This is a genomic window from Streptomyces sp. NBC_00620, assembly GCF_026341825.1.
GTDB lineage: Bacteria > Actinomycetota > Actinomycetes > Streptomycetales > Streptomycetaceae > Streptomyces.
The window spans coordinates 262894-280295 of record NZ_JAPENY010000001.1; the positions used below are offsets into that span (position 1 = coordinate 262894).

Annotated in this window: 16 protein-coding genes; 9 read left to right on the forward strand and 7 right to left on the reverse strand. The window is 67.8% G+C overall.

Features of this window, described 5'->3' with window-relative positions; all coding sequences use genetic code 11:
* Positions 1-35: 35 nt before the first annotated feature.
* Positions 36-485: a hypothetical protein gene (locus tag OG246_RS01155; protein WP_266454480.1), complete on the reverse strand. Its 450-nt coding sequence runs from the start codon at positions 483-485 to the stop codon at positions 36-38.
* A 148-nt stretch (positions 486-633) separates the two neighbouring features.
* Here OG246_RS01155 and OG246_RS01160 point away from each other — a divergent pair, with 148 nt between their 5' ends.
* Positions 634-1602 carry a diacylglycerol kinase family protein gene (locus tag OG246_RS01160; protein WP_266454483.1) on the forward strand — a complete coding sequence of 323 codons (969 nt, stop codon included), beginning with the start codon at positions 634-636 and terminating at the stop codon, positions 1600-1602.
* A 318-nt stretch (positions 1603-1920) separates the two neighbouring features.
* A complete protein-coding gene (locus OG246_RS01165; RefSeq protein ID WP_006380970.1) occupies positions 1921-2178 on the forward strand; it encodes a WhiB family transcriptional regulator in 258 nt (85 codons plus the stop codon).
* Between the two features lie 228 nt (positions 2179-2406).
* On the opposite strand, the gene OG246_RS01170 is transcribed toward OG246_RS01165, so the two are convergent.
* A complete protein-coding gene (locus tag OG246_RS01170; protein WP_266463751.1) occupies positions 2407-3873 on the reverse strand; it encodes a PAS domain-containing sensor histidine kinase in 1467 nt (488 codons plus the stop codon).
* 480 nt (positions 3874-4353) lie between these two features.
* Positions 4354-5007 carry a TetR/AcrR family transcriptional regulator gene (locus tag OG246_RS01175; RefSeq protein WP_266454485.1) on the reverse strand — a complete coding sequence of 218 codons (654 nt, stop codon included), beginning with the start codon at positions 5005-5007 and terminating at the stop codon, positions 4354-4356.
* A gap of 98 nt (positions 5008-5105) precedes the next feature.
* Between OG246_RS01175 and OG246_RS01180 the strand changes: the two genes are divergently transcribed.
* Positions 5106-5858: an SDR family oxidoreductase gene (locus OG246_RS01180; protein WP_266454488.1), complete on the forward strand. Its 753-nt coding sequence runs from the start codon at positions 5106-5108 to the stop codon at positions 5856-5858.
* 137 nt (positions 5859-5995) lie between these two features.
* Positions 5996-6781, forward strand: a complete 786-nt coding sequence (gene nagB / locus OG246_RS01185; RefSeq protein ID WP_266454489.1) for a glucosamine-6-phosphate deaminase — start codon at positions 5996-5998, stop codon at positions 6779-6781.
* A gap of 190 nt (positions 6782-6971) precedes the next feature.
* Here the strand turns inward: nagB and OG246_RS01190 are convergent, their stop codons facing one another.
* From OG246_RS01190 to OG246_RS01205, 4 genes are all read right to left on the reverse strand, one after another.
* Positions 6972-8507 (reverse strand): glycoside hydrolase family 3 protein, encoded by a 1536-nt coding sequence (locus OG246_RS01190; protein WP_266454491.1) that lies wholly within the window; start codon positions 8505-8507, stop codon positions 6972-6974.
* 9 nt (positions 8508-8516) lie between these two features.
* Positions 8517-9347, reverse strand: a complete 831-nt coding sequence (locus OG246_RS01195) for a carbohydrate ABC transporter permease (protein WP_266454493.1) — start codon at positions 9345-9347, stop codon at positions 8517-8519.
* Positions 9344-10333, reverse strand: a complete 990-nt coding sequence (locus tag OG246_RS01200; RefSeq protein WP_266454495.1) for a carbohydrate ABC transporter permease — start codon at positions 10331-10333, stop codon at positions 9344-9346. The genes OG246_RS01195 and OG246_RS01200 overlap by 4 nt, the downstream gene beginning before the upstream one ends.
* A gap of 84 nt (positions 10334-10417) precedes the next feature.
* Positions 10418-11695 (reverse strand): extracellular solute-binding protein, encoded by a 1278-nt coding sequence (locus tag OG246_RS01205; RefSeq protein ID WP_266454496.1) that lies wholly within the window; start codon positions 11693-11695, stop codon positions 10418-10420.
* Positions 11696-12100: 405 nt separating this feature from the next.
* Here OG246_RS01205 and OG246_RS01210 point away from each other — a divergent pair, with 405 nt between their 5' ends.
* From OG246_RS01210 to mctP, 5 genes are all read left to right on the forward strand, one after another.
* Positions 12101-12865 (forward strand): GntR family transcriptional regulator, encoded by a 765-nt coding sequence (locus OG246_RS01210; RefSeq protein ID WP_266454498.1) that lies wholly within the window; start codon positions 12101-12103, stop codon positions 12863-12865.
* Between the two features lie 114 nt (positions 12866-12979).
* The gene (locus tag OG246_RS01215; protein WP_266454500.1) at positions 12980-15118 is read left to right on the forward strand and encodes a carbon starvation CstA family protein; all 2139 of its coding nucleotides are present in this window, start codon (positions 12980-12982) and stop codon (positions 15116-15118) included.
* Positions 15090-15290 (forward strand): YbdD/YjiX family protein, encoded by a 201-nt coding sequence (locus OG246_RS01220; protein WP_266454501.1) that lies wholly within the window; start codon positions 15090-15092, stop codon positions 15288-15290. Before OG246_RS01215 ends, OG246_RS01220 begins: the two co-directional genes overlap by 29 nt.
* A 129-nt stretch (positions 15291-15419) precedes the next feature.
* Complete coding sequence (locus OG246_RS01225) at positions 15420-15674, forward strand: DUF3311 domain-containing protein (RefSeq protein WP_266454503.1); 255 nt, start codon at positions 15420-15422, stop codon at positions 15672-15674.
* On the forward strand, positions 15671-17281 hold the full coding sequence (gene mctP / locus OG246_RS01230) for a monocarboxylate uptake permease MctP (RefSeq protein ID WP_266454505.1): 1611 nt from the start codon (positions 15671-15673) through the stop codon (positions 17279-17281). Before OG246_RS01225 ends, mctP begins: the two co-directional genes overlap by 4 nt.
* Positions 17282-17402: the final 121 nt, after the last annotated feature.

A 17402-nucleotide genomic window follows, 5' to 3' on the forward strand; every position in this document is an offset into this window, starting at 1 on the left:
CGGCCATGGCCGCGGCACGGGGTTCTGCGGGTCCGTTACTTCGGTTCCTCGACGCGGCCGGGGCCCTGGATGCCCAGTGCCCGGGTCGTCGCGGGGTTCACCAGCAGCACCAGTGCCGCGATCGCGACGACCGCCAGGGCGATGCCGGCGGGGATCGCGACGCTGTCGGCCTGGAGCAGGTTGTAGGCGACGGGCAGCGCCATGATCTGGGTGACCACCGCGGGGCCCCGGCTCCAGCTGCGGCGCAGCAGCAGTCCGCGCGCGGCCAGCAGGGGCAGCAGCGCGAGTACGAGCAGTGTCACGCCGCCGGTGACGGCCTGCTGCCGGTCTTCGGATTCGCCGGTGAGGCCCAGTACGAGCACATAGAGACCGCCCGCGGCCAGGGCGAGCCCCTCGATCGCGGCCAGCGCCGCCGCTGCGGTCAGCCGCCCGGGACGGGGGTCTGCGGTGGGGACGTCGGGGGTCGGATTCTGCTCACGGCTCACCCCTGAAGAGTAGCCGTCGGCCTCCGCGCACCCCAGCCCCCGTCCCGGACCCGCCCCCGCTCCACGTGGCAGGCCTCACGGCCTGGACTCTTACTTGATCCCTACCTCGGGCTGGGCCGAGTACCCCCCAGTAGGTACGCTGCAACTCATGCGTGCACTTCTCGTGGTCAATCCGGCAGCAACCACCACAAGCGCGCGCACGCGTGACGTCTTGATCCACGCGCTGGCCAGTGAGATGAAGCTGGAGGCGGTCACCACCGAGTACCGCGGGCATGCCAGGGACCTCGGCAGGCAGGCAGCCGACAGCGAGGACATAGACCTGGTCGTCGCGCTCGGCGGCGACGGAACGGTCAACGAGGTCGTGAACGGCCTGCTGCACAACGGCCCCGATCCGGAGAGCCTGCCCCGTCTCGCGGTGGTCCCCGGCGGCTCCACCAACGTCTTCGCCCGCGCCCTCGGCCTGCCCAACGACGCCGTGGAAGCCACCGGCGCCCTGCTGGACGCGCTGCGCGAGGAGCGCGAGCGCACGATCGGCCTGGGCCTCGCCGCCGGCACCCCGGGCACCGAGGACGAGTCCGTGCCGTCCCGCTGGTTCACCTTCTGCGCGGGGCTCGGGTTCGACGCGGGTGTGATCGGCAGGGTCGAGCAGCAGCGTGAGCGCGGCAAGCGCTCCACGCACGCCCTCTATTTGCGCCAAGTACTACGGCAGTTTTTGGACGATCCTCACCGCAGGCACGGCACGATCACCCTGGAGCGTCCCGGCCAGGACCCGGTCACCGATCTGATCCTGTCCATAATCTGCAACACCTCACCGTGGACGTTTCTCGGCAATCGTCCGGTGTACGCCTCACCTAAGGCCTCGTTCGATACCGGGCTCGACGTACTCGGCCTCAGCCGCATGTCGACCGCCGCGGTTGCCCGGTATGCCACCCAGTTGCTCACTTCGTCCCCCGAGCGCGGACCCCATGGCAGGCATGCGGTGTCCCTGCACGATCTGACGGACTTCACCTTGCATTCGAAGGTGCCGCTCCCCCTCCAGATGGACGGCGACCACCTCGGACTGCGTACGAGCGTGACGTTCACAGGCGTACGCCGTGCACTGCGTGTGATTGTGTGAGCGGAAGGGCCCAAAGTCCTTTCACTCGAACGTTTAGACCAGGGTCCACCCCATGGAAGTACGGCTGTGACCTAGTCGACACCGAGGAATCAAAAAAAACTTTCCTGAAGGGGTTGTATCCGCCGCTGAGGTTTGCGAGTCTCTACGTGGCGCTCGGGACGGCCCGCAACATCGGCCCCACAGAGAGCCAGAACCCCTCCTCAAAACTCAGGACCACGTCAGGTCATCTGACAGTCGGCCCTTCACTTGTTGAGGGATTCGTGAAAGCGTTCACATTCACAAGCAACGTGCATGTAATACCAAGGAGAGGTAGCAGCCATGGACTGGCGTCACAACGCCGTTTGCCGCGAGGAAGACCCCGAGCTCTTCTTCCCCATCGGCAACACCGGTCCTGCGCTGCTGCAGATCGAGGAAGCCAAGGCCGTCTGCCGCCGCTGCCCCGTCATGGAGCAGTGCCTGCAGTGGGCGCTCGAGTCCGGCCAGGACTCCGGCGTCTGGGGTGGCCTCAGCGAGGACGAGCGTCGCGCGATGAAGCGCCGCGCCGCCCGCAACCGAGCCCGTCAGGCCACCGCCTGACGTTCCACCCCGCAACGAGCCTGAGCTTGGCGGCGCGTACAGCGAGTACGCATCTCCCGCCCCCGAGCCGCAGCGCGCAGGACCCCCAATGCGCATAGCAGCGTAAGCAGTGGCCCCGGACTTCGGTCCGGGGCCACTGTCATGTGCCCTTGCGCCGCTGGGCCGTTGCACCTGTTTGCGTGTGCGTGGATTGCGTGCAGGTGTGGGTCGGTTGTGTGTCGCTGTCGGCTACTTGTTCGCCCGTACCGGGATGTCCAGGATCACCTGCGTACCGCGTTCCGGTGCCGCGACCATGTCGAAGGTTCCGCCCAACTCGCCCTCCACCAGTGTCCGTACGATCTGAAGCCCCAGGTTTCCCGAGCGGTGCGGGTCGAAGCCCTCGGGGAGTCCGACCCCGTCGTCCTGGACGGTGACCAGGAGCCGGGCGTCCTTGGTGGAGCCGCCGCGGACCGCCGAGACCTCGACCGTGCCTCGGTCGCCCTCGCGGAAGCCGTGCTCCAGGGCGTTCTGCAGGATTTCGGTGAGGACCATGGAGAGCGGGGTCGCGACCTCGGCGTCCAGGATCCCGAAGCGGCCGGTGCGCCGGCCGATCACCTTGCCGGGCGAGATCTCGGCGACCATGGCGAGCACCCGGTCGGCGATCTCGTCGAACTCCACCCGCTCGTCCAGGTTCTGGGACAGCGTCTCGTGCACGATCGCGATCGATCCGACCCGGCGTACGGCTTCCTCCAGGGCTTCCCGGCCCCGGTCCGACTCGATCCGCCTGGCCTGGAGCCGCAGCAGGGCCGCCACCGTCTGGAGGTTGTTCTTCACCCGGTGGTGAATCTCCCGGATGGTCGCGTCCTTGGTGATCAACTCGCGCTCGCGGCGCCGCAGTTCGGTCACATCACGCAGCAGCACCAGGGAACCGACGCGCGTGCCCTTGGGCTTGAGCGGGATAGCCCGCAGCTGGATCACCCCGTCCTCGCTCTCGATCTCGAACTCGCGGGGCGCCCAGCCACTGGCGACCTTGGCCAGCGCCTCGTCCACCGGCCCCCTGGACGGGGCGAGTTCGGCCGTGGTCGAGCCGAGGTTGTGCCCCACCAGGTCGGAGGCCAGGCCGAGGCGGTGGTACGCCGACAGCGCGTTCGGGGACGCGTACTGGACGATCCCGTCCGCGTCGAGGCGGATCAGTCCGTCGCCGACACGCGGCGAGGCGTCCATGTCGACCTGCTGGTCGGGGAAGGGGAAGGAGCCCGCCGCGATCATCTGGGCGAGATCGGAGGCACTCTGGAGGTACGTCAGCTCCAGTCGGCTCGGGGTGCGCACGGTGAGGAGGTTGGTGTTGCGGGCGATGACACCGAGGACGCGCCCCTCCCGTCGTACGGGAATGGACTCGACCCGTACGGGAACCTCCTCACGCCACTCCGGGTCGCCCTCGCGCACGATCCGGCCCTCGTCGAGCGCGACGTCCAGCAGGGGGCGGCGGCCACGGGGGACGAGGTGGCCGACCATGTCGTCCTGGTACGAGGTCGGGCCGGTGTTGGGGCGCATCTGGGCCACGGAGACATAGCGGGTGCCGTCGCGCGTGGGGACCCACAGGACGAGGTCGGCGAAGGAGAGGTCGGAGAGCAACTGCCACTCCGAGACCAGCAGATGCAGCCACTCGAGGTCGGAGTCACCGAGGGCGGTGTGCTGGCGTACGAGGTCGTTCATGGAGGGCACATGTGCGAGCGTACCCGGCGTATACGACAGCCTCCGAAATCAGCCACCCGCAGGGGGCGACCAGCGTCTCCAGTACGCACCACCGGGAGCCGGCCCGGGCCCGGAAACACCCGCGGGCCGCGGCGCCTGAGAGGGACCCTCAGCCCTCCCGGCACCGCAGCCCGGAGCAACAACGGCCACGGGGTGTGCGGTCCCGATCGGCCGAAGAGAGGAGCCGGAGCAGTCAGGGCAGAGAGCCCGGTTCCTCGGTCCGTCTTCCTGTGCGGGGAAGACGGAGGCTTGTTCAGTTCGATGCTCTGCCTACGATACCCACGGCCGAGCACTGTGGACTAGACCATGGTCCTGCGTGCAGGTGCCGTCTGTCCATGGGTCGACGATGTTTGTTGTATTTCTGTCCAACATCCAACATCGCCCCTCACGCAGACTAACCCGCATCGGTTCATGAACGGGCCGGATTGGCGCCATCCAGGTTCATGACGGGGGCCACACCGCCATGGCGAGTTCGGCGAGGGCTTCCAGGTCCTCCCTGGTGGCTCCGTCCCGGGCCTGCTGGGACATCCCCTGGATCATCGCGCCGGTGTGCCGGGCGAGGGCGGACGCATCGGTCTCCGGGGGCAGCTCGCCTGCGGCGATCCCCGCTTTCACACGAGTCTCGAACGCGGCGATGTTGGCGTTGCGCAGCTCACGCAGGGAGGCCTCGACCTCGGGCGACGTGCAGTTGGTGGCCGCGTGGACGACCAGGCAGCCGTGCGGGTGGTCCGGGTCGGTGTACTCGGCGGCGGCCTCGCGCAGCATCCGCTCCACCGCGGCGCGCGCCGTGGGTTCCTCGGCGAGCGCGCGGTCGCCGAACGAGCCGTACCTCGTGCCGTACACACGGACGACCTCGTCGAAGAGCGACCGCTTGTCGCCGAACGCCGCGTACAGACTCGGTGCTCCGATGCCCATGACGCGGGTGAGGTCGGAGACGGAGGTCGCCTCGTACCCGTGCTCCCAGAAGGCGAGGATCGCCTTCTCCAGCGCGGTTTCGCGGTCGAAGGAACGGGGGCGGCCGCGTTGCTTGATCGCCGCCTTGGCCGTGCCGCCGTCGCGCTCGGTCTGCTGCGCGTCCACCTGCCTGCTCACCATGGGATGGATTTTATAGCGGGTACTAGAGAAATGTCGGCGGGCTGTTGTACGGTTTTTTTCTGTAGCGACCACTAGTGAAATGCGAAGGGGGCGTCGGCATGAGTGTGCGCACGGGCAGGACGGCACTGGTCACGGGCGGGAGCAGGGGCATCGGGCGGGCCATCGCCGAGCGGCTGGGCGGCGACGGAGCGCGGGTGGCCGTGCACTACGGCAGCGATGAGACGGCCGCGAAGCAGACGGTCGCCGCGATCGAGGCGGCCGGCGGATCGGCGTTCACGATCGGGGTGGAGCTCGGGCGGCCGGGCGACGCCGAGGCCCTCTGGGAGGCCTTCGACCGGCACGCGGACGAGGTGGACATCCTGGTGAACAACGCCGGGATAGGCACGTCACGGGCGCTCGGCGAGATCGACGAGCAGGAGTACGACAGGGTCTTCGCGGTGAACGTGAAGGCGCCCCACTTCATCGTCAAGCACGGCCTCGGCCGGCTGCGCGACGGCGGGCGGGTCATCAACATCTCCTCGGGGCTCGCGCGGACCGCGGTGATGCCGGACAAGATGGCGTACGCGATGACGAAGGGCGCCCTGGATGTCTTCACCCGGGACCTGTCCAAGGTCCTCGGCCCCCGGGGCATCACGGTGAACTCGGTGGCGCCGGGCATCATCGACACCGAAAGCAACGCCGGGTTCCTGCGCGCGAGCGACGAGGCATGGGCGCAGGCCGCGGCGATATCGGCACTGGGCCAGGTGGGGACACCGGCGGCGGTGGCGGACGTGGTGGCGTTCCTGGCCTCGGACGCGGGGCGGTGGGTGACGGGGAGCTGGGTGGACGCGACCGGGGGTTCGCTCACCTAGGGTTGCGCGTCGCCCTGAAGGAAGGCGGCCCCACGGGCTCCTCGGAGGCAACTCTGTTAGATTGGTCTAAACCATACGTGCCCCCTCCGGGTCCCAGTTGAGTCCCCTTCTCTTCTCTCCAGATCGGCAGGCCCAGCGTGGAAGTTGTCATCGTCCCGGACGCCAAGGCGGGCGGCGAGCTGATCGCCGAGGCCATGGCGGAGCTGCTCCGACGCAAGCCCGACGCCCTGCTCGGCGTGGCGACCGGCTCGACCCCGCTGCCCATTTACCAGGCGCTGGCGGCCAAGGCGGGCGCCAATGCGGTGGACGTCTCGCGGGCGCGGATCGCACAACTCGACGAGTACGTGGGGCTGCCCGCCGAACATCCCGAGTCGTACCGGTCGGTGCTGCGCCGGGAGGTGCTCGAACCGCTCGGGCTGGGCCTGGACGCGTTCCTGGGACCGGACGGCACCGCCAAGGACGTGCGGGCCGCGTGCGAGGCGTACGACGCGGCGCTGGCCTCGGCCGGCGGGGTCGATCTCCAGCTGCTGGGGATCGGGACCGACGGGCACATCGGGTTCAACGAGCCGTGCTCCTCGCTCGCCTCACGGACCCGGATCAAGACACTGACCGAGCAGACCCGGGTCGACAACGCGCGGTTCTTCGAGGGCGACATCGAGCAGGTGCCGCACCATGTCATCACGCAGGGCATCGGCACGATTCTCGAGGCGCGGCACCTGGTGCTGCTCGCGACGGGCGAGGGCAAGGCGGACGCGGTCGCGGCGACCGTGGAGGGGCCGGTGGCCGCGGTGTGCCCGGCCTCGGCGCTCCAGCTCCACCGGCACGCCACCGTCGTCGTGGACGAGGCGGCCGCGTCCAAGCTGAAGCTCGCGGACTACTTCCGGCACACGTTCGCCAACAAGCCGGACTGGCAGGGCATTTAGCACCTGCCTGGCCGCAGGCCGCACGAACGCATGCCGCACGAACGCAGTTGCACGGACGCAGTTGCACGAAGAATGCCGGGCCGCCCCCCTGTGGTCGGCCCGGCATTCTTCGTGCATACGGGGTAGGAGGTCACTCCCCTACCCCGTCCCCCCGCTGGTCCCCTGACTCCAGTTGCTCAGCCTGCTCCAGCTACTCCTGCTGCTCCCGCTGCTCCCCCGCGATGACCTCGGCCGCCGCCCGGCCGCACACGCTTGCGGCTCCGTGCGTGGCGATGTGGAGGGCGCCTCGCGACGGGGCCTGAGGTACGCCCATTTCGACCACGATCGTGTCGGGGCGGGCGGCGAGGAGAGCGTCGAGGGCCGTCGCCATCCAGGGGTGGCGGTGTTCGTCGCGGACGACGGCGACGATGCGGCGGGCGCCCGCGACGGAGAGGGCCACCGTGCCGGCGTCCTCGCCCGTGAAGCTGCCGGTCTCCGTGCCGGGGAGCAGGCGGGTGAGTTCCGCGGCCACACCCCAGGGGGTTTCTTCGCCGACGGCGATGTTCGCAACGGGGGTGAGGGCGGCGACGTACGGCGCGTCGGTGATCGGGACGTACGCCTCGGCGTACGTCACCGTCAACGCGCGGCGGGCGGCGACGAGTCCGACCTCGCGCTGTACCTCCGAGTCACCGGCCGCCCCCGACTCGGCGGAACCCGACGAGGCCGCGCGAGCCGCGGAGGCGGTCCATTGGGCAAGCGCCCGTACGCGTGCCGCCGCGTCCGCGAGGCGTTCCTCGGGGAGTTCGCCGGTGCGGACCGCCGAGACGAGGGCGTCGCGCAGGAGACGTACGGTGTCGTCGTCCGCCAGGCCCCCGCCGACGCAGATCGCGTCGGCTCCGGCGGCGATGGCGAGGACGCTACCGCGTTCGATGCCGTAGACCGCGGCGATGGCCTGCATCTCCATGCCGTCGGTGACGATGAGCCCGTCGTAGCCGAGTTCCTCGCGGAGCAGACCGGTGAGGATGCGCCGGGAAAGGGTGGCAGGGAGGTCGGGATCCAGCGCCGGGACCAGGATGTGCGCACTCATCACCGCACGTGTGCCCGCGGCGATCGCGGCCCGGAACGGGGCGAGTTCGCGGGCGTCGAGCACCGACAGGTCGGCATCGATGCGCGGCAGCGCGTGGTGCGAGTCGACCGCGGTGTCGCCGTGCCCGGGGAAGTGCTTGGTGCAGGCCGCGACGCCCGCCGCCTGGAGGCCGGTGACGTAGGCGGCCGTGTGCCGGGCCACCAGGTCGGTGTCGGCGCCGAAGGAGCGTACGCCGATCACGGGGTTGTCCGGGTTCGAGTTCACGTCCGCCGACGGTGCCCAGTTGAGGTTCACCCCGCACGCGGCCAGGCGGCGGCCGAGCTCGAAGGCGACGTCACGTGTCAACACGACATCGTCCACCGCCCCCAGCGCGTGATTGCCGGGGAAGGAGGAGCCGGTGCGCACCTCGAGTCGGGTGACGTCGCCGCCCTCCTCGTCGATGGCGACGAGCACGTCGTCCCGTTCGGCACGCAACTGGGCGGTCAGGGCGGCGAGTTGGTCGGGTGAGGCGATGTTGCGGCCGAACAGGCCGACCGAGGCCAGGCCCTCCCCCAGGCGGCGGAGCAGCCAGTCGGGGGCCGTGGTCCCTGTGAAGCCGGGCTGGAGGACGGTCAGCGCGTCGCGCGTGAGTGTGTCCGTACCACTGGCGATTGTCGTCATCGTGCGGCGTTATCCCTTCACAGCGCCTGAGGTGAGACCACTGACGGCCTTGCGCTGAAGGAAGACGAAGAGGATCAGGATCGGTATGGCGAAGAGCGAGGACGCCGCCATCGTGGCCCCCCAGTCGTCCCCGAAGACCGTCCGGAAGCTGGACAGCCACAGCGGGAGGGTCTGGGACTCGATGTCCTTGTTGAGAATGAGGACCAGCGGGAACTCGTTCCAGGCGGTGATGAACCCGAAGAGCGAGGTGGCCATCAGGCCGGGCGCGAGCAGCGGGAAGATCACCTTTATGAAGGCCTGGGTGCGGGTGCAGCCGTCGACCATGGCCGACTCCTCGAGTTCCTTCGGCACGGCGGCGACGTACCCGCGCAGCGTCAGGATGGTGAAGGGCAGCACCATGATCATGTAGAAGAAGGTCAGCGAGACCAGGCTGTTCAGCAGGTCGGCGTCGCGCACGATCATGTAGATCGCGATGACCATGACCTCCCAGGGCGCCATCTGCGCGATCATGAAGGTGAGGATGAAGCCGCGCCGCCCCTTGAACCGCATGCGTGCGAGCGCGAAGGACGCGAGCAGCGCGATGACGAGCGACATCAGCACCGAAAGCACCGTGACCGTCAGGGAGTTGCCGACCAGGGTCCAGAAGTGGTCCGCGTCCATGGCCGTCTTGAAGTGCTCGAGGGTCGCGTCGGTCGGGAAGAAGACGGGGTCCTCGGAGATGATGTCGCCGGTCGGCTTGAAGGCCGTGGCGAACATCCAGTACACGGGGAACGCGCAGATCGCGAAGAGGACGAGCGCCGTCGCGTTGGGCCACACACGACTGATCAGGGAACGCTTCACAGTTCGTCCTCCTCCTGCTTGATGACGGTGCGCAGGTAGTACGCGGTCAGGGCCAGCAGGGTCAGGATGGTGAGGAACGAGATCGCCGCACCCATGCCGAAGTGCTGGTTGCCGACGCCTTCGACGAAGGCGTAGACCGGCAGGGTCTCGGTGAGCCGGTCGGGGCCGCCCCTGTTGATCGCGAAGAGCTGCGCGAACGACTTGAAGACCCAGATGATCTCGAGGAACGTCGTCGCCCACAGGAACGGCCGCAGGAACGGGAAGGTCACCGAGGTGAAGGACGTCCAGGCGCCGGCGCCGTCCAGCGAGGCGGCCTCGTACAGCTCCTTGGGGATCGTGGTCGTCGCGGCGTAGAGGTTGATCGCCACGAAGGGGATGGACTGCCAGACGATCAGCAGGGTGACCACGGAGAAGGTGGAGAACTGGGTGCCGAACCAGTTGTAGTCGGCCATGGAGTGCCAGCCGAGCTTGTCCAGGATCCAGTTGACGACGCCGAAGCGCTGGGCGAAGAGCCACTGGTAGACGGTGGTGGCCGCGAGCATGGGCATCGCCCAGGCAAGGACCAGACCGAGCAGCAGCGTCAGCCTCATGCGCTTGCCGAGCCGGGCCAGGAGCAGGCCGATGAGGGTGCCGAGCACCATGATGAGGACGACGTTGACGGCGGTGAAGACGACCGTCCGTGCGACGACCTTCCAGAATTCGGAGCCGGACAGGACCTCTTGGTAGTTGTCGATCCCGTTCCACTCGGTCAGGTGGAGGATCAACTGCCGCGGGTTGAGGTTCTGGAACGACAGCAGGCCGTTCTTCACCAGGGGCCAGCCGAGGAAGACCACGGTGGCCGCCAACGCGGGCAGCAGGAGCAGATAGGGGGCGGACGCGCCGCCTCGCTTACCCGTCCGGTTCTGTCCCTCTCCCGGAGGGGGTGCATCGGTCTTGCTGATCCCGGCCGCCGGGACCGCGTCCGTGCGTTCGGTCTGCACTGACATGCTCGCCATCTCTCTGTGGCCCTACTGGTCATGCACCACGGCGCCGGGGCGCCCCCGATGGGAGGCGCCCCGGTGCGCGGGCGATCAGCTCGTCTGCGAGAGACGCTTGTTGATCTCGTCCTCGACCTGTGCGGCCGCCTCGGCGGGCGACTTACCGTTCAGCACGGCGGTCATGTAGGACTTGATCGGGTTCGGGTCGTTCTCCACGGCGGCCCACGCGGGGATCAGCGGCGTGGTGCCACCGAAGGCCGCGGCCGGGGCGGCGGCCACGGCGGCGGGGTTGGCCGAGAGGTTGGACTGCAGCGACTCCTTGTTCGGGATGACGCCGTTCTCCTTGGCGAGCGCGCCCTCGAACTTGTCGGACAGGGCCAGCTTCAGGAACTCCTGGGCGAGCTCCTGCTTCTTGCTGCCCGCGGCGACCGCGAAGTTGGAGCCACCGAGAAAAACACCCTCGGGCTTGTCGGCCGTCTCACCCGGGATGGTGAAGTAGCCGATGTCCTTCTCGATGGCCTTGTTGGCGGTGATGGCCGTGCCGGCCTCCCAGCCCATGCCGATGAAGGCGCCGACGTTGCCCTTGGCGAAGACCTCGGCCTGCTGCGGGGTCGCCTCGTCCTTGTCCTTGGGGGCCTTGGAGAAGGCCTGGTACTTCTTGTAGAGCTCCATGGCCGCGGTGACCTTCGGGTCCGCAAGGTTGGAGACGTACTTGTCGCCGTCCTTCTTGACCAGGTCGGCACCCTGACCGATGGTCAGGCCGTCGAAGAAGTACCAGTTCTGGCCGGGCAGGTAGATCGGCTCGGCGTCGGTCTTGCTCTCGATCGCCTCGAGGTCCTTGAAGAACTCGTCGCGGGTCTTCGGGGTGTCCGTGATGCCGGCGTCGGCCCAGACCTTCTTGTTGTAGATGACGACGCGGTTGGCGAAGTACCACGGGGCCGCGTACTGCTTGCCGTCGAAGACGGAGGAGGCGTTGAGGGCCTCGGTCCAGTCGGTGCCGATCTCCGACTTGAGGTCACTCAGGTCGGCGAGACCGCCGGTGGCCGCGTAGGCGGGGGTCTGGGTGTTGCCGACCTCAAGGACGTCCGGCGGGTTCTCCTCGGAGAGCGCCGTGGTGATCTTCTGCTGGATGCCGTTCCACTGCTGCGTCTCGAACTTCAGCGTGGCGCCGGTCTGCTTCTCGAAGGCCGCCGTCAGGTCCTTGGTCCAGCCGGGAGGCGTCGAGCCGTCCATCGCCCAGACAGTCAGGGTCTCGCCCTTGAAACCGTCGGCAGCGGCCTTGTCGCCACTGTCGCCGTCGTCTCCCCCACACGCCACGATGGAAACCATCATGCCCGCGATACCGATCGCGGCTATCAGCTTGCGCTTCACGCCATCCTCCTCAGGGATGCCACAATCCCCCCTGCCCACCGCGTGACACACGCCGAGTACTGCCCGTGGGGCTGGGACCTGGACCAATGGTGTAGACCAGTACGGGGAGCTTGGCCTAGACCTAGAGGGGTGTCAAGGGTGTGTAAGCCCGCCCAGTCGGACGTTATGGGACCGACATATGCAGAGACCTTTAAGTAGGTAAGCGGCATAACAGGCAGCCCCGTTCGCGTACGCACGCGGCCGGTACCCGCGCGGTGGACTAGACCAACCATGAACGCCGACGGTATATAGAGGGGATCACGGAGCGTGCGGGGGGACACTCGCACGGCAAGCCGTGCCACGATGTGAGCCGTGGCCGATCGGGTATGTCGGTCGCTTCGGCACCCGGAGCCGGGAAGGCAGAGCATGAGCACCGACGTCAGCAGTGCGGAGAACGAGGGTGGCGCCCCCATCCGTACCGCGCGCGTGCCCAAGTACTACCGCCTGAAGAAACACCTGCTCGACATGACGGAGACGCTCCCGCCGGGCACCCCGGTGCCGCCCGAGCGCACGCTGGCCGCCGAGTTCGACACCTCCCGCACGACCGTGCGCCAGGCCCTTCAGGAGCTGGTCGTCGAGGGCCGCCTCGAACGCATCCAGGGCAAGGGCACCTTCGTCGCCAAGCCGAAGGTCTCCCAGGCGCTCCAACTAACCTCGTACACCGAGGACATGCGGGCCCAGGGCCTCGAACCCACCTCGCAGCTCCTGGACATCGGCTACATCACCGCCGATGAGACCCTCGCCGGCCTGCTCGACATCACCGCCGGCGGCCGGATCCTGCGCATCGAGCGACTGCGCCTCGCGAGCGGCGAACCGATGGCGATCGAGACGACCCACCTGTCGGCGAAGAGGTTCCCCGCCCTGCGCAGGTCACTCGTCAAGTACACCTCGCTCTACACCGCGCTCGCCGAGGTGTACGACGTCCACCTCGCCGAGGCCGAGGAGACCATCGAGACCTCGCTGGCCACCCCGCGCGAGGCCGGCCTGCTCGGCACCGACGTCGGCCTGCCCATGCTGATGCTCTCCCGCCACTCGATCGACCGGCAGGGCGAGCCCGTCGAGTGGGTGCGGTCGGTGTACCGGGGAGACCGGTACAAGTTCGTCGCGCGACTGAAGCGCCCGCAGGAGTAACCGATATCAACCACCCCCGGAAATAAACCAATTGGCGTGGTGCAAGAGGTGTAGCGCTGCTCCTCTTCCTGTTCTACGGTCCTCCCGTCATCGCATGGACGGGAGGACGACCCGGTGCGCACCGCGAACACTCGATCCATCGTCATCTGGACCCTCGTCGCGCTGGTGAGCGCCGCGGGCTGGTCCGTACTCGCGCTGTCGCGGGGCGAGGAGGTGTCGGCCGCCTGGATGGTCGCCGCCGCGCTCGGCTCGTACGCCATCGCCTATCGCTTCTACTCGAAGTTCATCGCCTACAAGGTGCTCAAGCTCGACAAGACCCGGGCGACCCCGGCGGAGCGGCTGAACGACGGCATCGACTTCCATCCGACCGACCGGCGCGTGCTGCTCGGCCACCACTTCGCGGCGATCGCGGGCGCGGGCCCGCTCGTCGGACCCGTACTGGCCGCGCAGATGGGCTACTTGCCCGGCACCATCTGGATCATCGTCGGCGTGATCTTCGCGGGCGCGGTCCAGGACATGGTCGTCCTGTTCTTCTCCACGCGCCGCGACGGCCGTTCGCTCGGACAGATGGCCCGCGAGGAGATCGGCCCGTTCGGCGGGGCCGCCGCGCTGGTCGCCACCTTCGCCATCATGATCATCCTGCTCGGCGTACTCGCCCTGGTCATCGTCAACGCGCTCGCGCAGTCGCCGTGGGGCACCTTCTCCATCGCGATGACCATCCCGATCGCGCTGCTGATGGGCTTCTACCTGCGAGTCCTGAGGCCGGGCCGGGTCTCCGAAGTGTCGCTGATCGGCGTCGCGTTGCTGCTGCTCGCGCTGATCGCGGGCCGCTGGGTCGCCGAATCCTCCTGGGCCGACACCTTCACCCTCGCCCCCTCCACCCTGGTCATCTGGATGGTGGCGTACGGCTTCATCGCCTCGATCCTGCCCGTGTGGATGCTCCTGGCACCCCGCGACTACCTCTCCACCTTCATGAAGATCGGCACGATCGCGCTGCTCGCCCTGGGCGTGGTCATCGCGCTGCCGACACTCAAAATGGACCCGGTCACGGACTTCGCCTCCCAGGGCAACGGCCCGGTCTTCGCGGGCTCACTCTTCCCGTTCGTCTTCATCACGATTGCCTGCGGCGCCCTCTCCGGCTTCCACTCGCTCATCTCGAGCGGCACGACGCCGAAAATGATCCAGAAGGAAACCCAGATCCGGATGATCGGCTACGGCTCCATGCTCATGGAGTCGTCGGTCGCCGTGATGGCGATGGTCGCGGCCTGCATCATCGACCCGGGCCTGTACTTCGCGATGAACGCGCCGTCCGGGGTCATCGGCACCACAGTCGAATCCGCGTCCCAAGCAGTCGCGAGCTTCGGCTACACCATCTCGCCCGCGGACCTGGCGAAGGCGGCCGAACAGGTAGAAGAAGCAACCCTCCTCTCCCGCACCGGCGGTGCACCCACCCTCGCCCTGGGCGTCTCGGAGATCTTCTCCCAGGTCACCGGGGGGAGCCTGCGCGCCTTCTGGTACCACTTCGCGATCATGTTCGAGGCGCTGTTCATCCTGACCGCCCTGGACGCCGGCACGCGCGTGGGCCGGTTCATGCTCCAGGACATGCTGGGCAATGTCTACCGGCCCTTCAAGACGGTGAGTTGGAAGCCCGGGCTCCTCATCACCAGCGCCATCGTGTGCGCCCTGTGGGGCTACTTCCTCTGGGTCGGCGTCCACGAACCACTCGGCGGCATCAACCAGCTGTTCCCGATCTTCGGCATCTCCAACCAGCTGCTGGCCGCGGTGGCCCTGGCGGTCTGCACGACACTCCTGGTGAAATCCGGACGCCTCAAGTGGGCCTGGGTAACCGGGATTCCGCTGATCTGGGACGCGGTCGTCACCCTCACCGCCAGCTGGCAGAAGGTCTTCTCCAGCAACCCGCGAGTGGGCTTCTTCAAGCAGCGCTCGGTGTACCAGGACGGCATCGACAGGGGCGAGGTCCTCGCGCCCGCCAAGACCATGGACGACATGCACACGGTCGTCACCAACTCCACGGTGGACGGCGTCCTCACAGCGGTCCTCGCCATCCTCGTCGTCGTAGTGATCGCGGACGCGACCCGGGTCTGCATCCGTCACATTCGCCGTCCCGCGCTCTCCACCTTGACCGAGACGCCGTACGTGGAATCGAAGATCATCGCCCCGGCCGGACTGATCCCGACCAAGGAAGAGAAAGCAGAGGAACTCGATGCGGTCGGCGCTACGCAAAGCCATTGACGGAGTGCGCTGGTACGTAAGGGAGTTGACGGACGAATCCGCGTACGACCGCTATGTCGCGCACGCCGGAGCGAACCACCCCCACACCCCCACACCCTCCCGGCGCGAGTTCGAGCGGATGCGAACGAACCGCCAGGAGAAGGACCCCCGGCAAGGCTTCCGCTGCTGCTGAGGACTCGAATACACACATTCGGCAGCCGTTTGCAGACCGATATACGGACAGGGGTTCCGCTTGTGTGACTCCGTCGCCTAGATTGCCTGCGCGTTACACAGGTGATCAGTGAGGGGACGGAGTCGCCATATGTCAGATGTGCCTGAAGTGAAGCCACCGGTGGTCACACCGGTCCGAGCGGTGATCGCTCTCTGCCTGCTGGCGCCGTTCGTGACGATGCTGTGGGTCGGTTCGTATGCGAAGACGGACCCGACCTTCATCGGCATCCCGTTCTTCTACTGGTACCAGATGCTGTGGGTGCTCATCTCGACCGCCCTCACGATGACCGCGTACAAGCTGTGGCAGCGTGACCAGCGCGCCCGCAAGGGGGGTGCCGGAGCATGAACGACGGCGTGAACGGCGTGGCACTCGCCGTCTTCATCTTCTTCTTCCTGGCCGTCACGGTCATGGGCTTCCTGGCCGCGCGCTGGCGCAGGGCGGCGGACGAGCAGAGCCTCGACGAATGGGGCCTGGGCGGCCGTTCGTTCGGCACCTGGGTCACCTGGTTCCTGCTGGGCGGCGACCTGTACACGGCGTACACCTTCGTAGCCGTACCGGCCGCGATCTACGCGGCGGGCGCGGCCGGCTTCTTCGCCGTGCCGTACACGATCCTCGTCTACCCGCTGATCTTCACGTTCCTCCCCCGCCTCTGGTCGGTCTCGCACAAGCACGGCTACGTGACGACCTCGGACTTCGTACGAGGCCGCTTCGGCTCGAAGGGCCTCTCCCTCGCAGTAGCAGTCACCGGCATCCTCGCGACGATGCCCTATATCGCACTCCAACTGGTAGGCATTCAGGCGGTCCTGGATGTCATGGGCGTAGGCGGCGGCGAGAACACCAACTGGTTCATCAAGGACCTCCCCCTCCTCATCGCCTTCGGCGTACTGGCGGCGTACACCTACTCCTCGGGCCTGCGAGCGCCCGCCCTGATCGCGTTCGTGAAGGACACCCTGATCTACATCGTGATCGCGGTGGCCATCATCTACATCCCGATCAAGCTGGGCGGTTTCGACGAGATCTTCAAGGCGGCGAACGACAAGTACACCGCGGCGGGCGCCGGCGGGATCGTCCCGGCCGAAGCCGGCCAATGGACGTACGCCACCCTCGCCCTGGGCTCAGCCCTGGCCCTGTTCATGTACCCGCACTCGATCACGGCGACGCTCTCCTCCCGCAGCCGCGAGGTGATCCGCCGCAACACCACGATCCTCCCCCTGTACTCGCTCATGCTGGGCCTCCTGGCCCTGCTCGGCTTCATGGCGATCGCGGCCGGCGTCAAGGTGGAGAACGGCCAACTGGCCATCCCCCAGCTCTTCGAGAACATGTTCCCGGACTGGTTCGCCGGCGTGGCCTTCGCGGCGATCGGTATCGGCGCACTGGTCCCGGCCGCCATCATGTCCATCGCGGCCGCGAACCTCTTCACCCGCAACATCTACAAGGACTTCATCAACCCGGACGCGACCCCCGCCCAGGAGACGAAGATCTCCAAACTGGTCTCCCTCCTCGTGAAGGTCGGCGCCCTCGCCTTCGTCCTCACCATGGACAAGACGGTCGCCATCAACTTCCAGCTCCTGGGCGGCATCTGGATCCTCCAGACCTTCCCGGCCCTGGTCGGCGGCCTCTTCACCCGCTGGTTCCACCGCTGGGCTCTCCTCACCGGCTGGGCCGTGGGCATGCTCTACGGCACCCTCGCCGCGTACGGCGTAGCCTCCCCCACCCAGAAACACTTCGGCGGCAGCGCCAAGGAAATCCCCGGCATCGGCGAGATCGGCTACATCGGCCTCACAGCGTTCATCCTGAACGCAGTAGTAACCATCGTCCTCACCTTCGCCTTCCGAGCCGTCAACGCCCCCGACGGCATCGACGAAACGTCCCCCGAGGACTACACGGCAGACGCCGGCGACAAGGGCGTACAGGTAGAACTCCCGCCGGCGACGGCGGGGGCGACTCACTAGGTACCGGTGGGGGCTGGGGGGAGGCGGTTTTTTCGCCCCCTCCGCCCCTACCCGTCCCTTGCTTCCTGGGGGCTGCCGCCCCCAGACCCCCGCATCGCGCTAACGCGCTCGTCCTCAAACG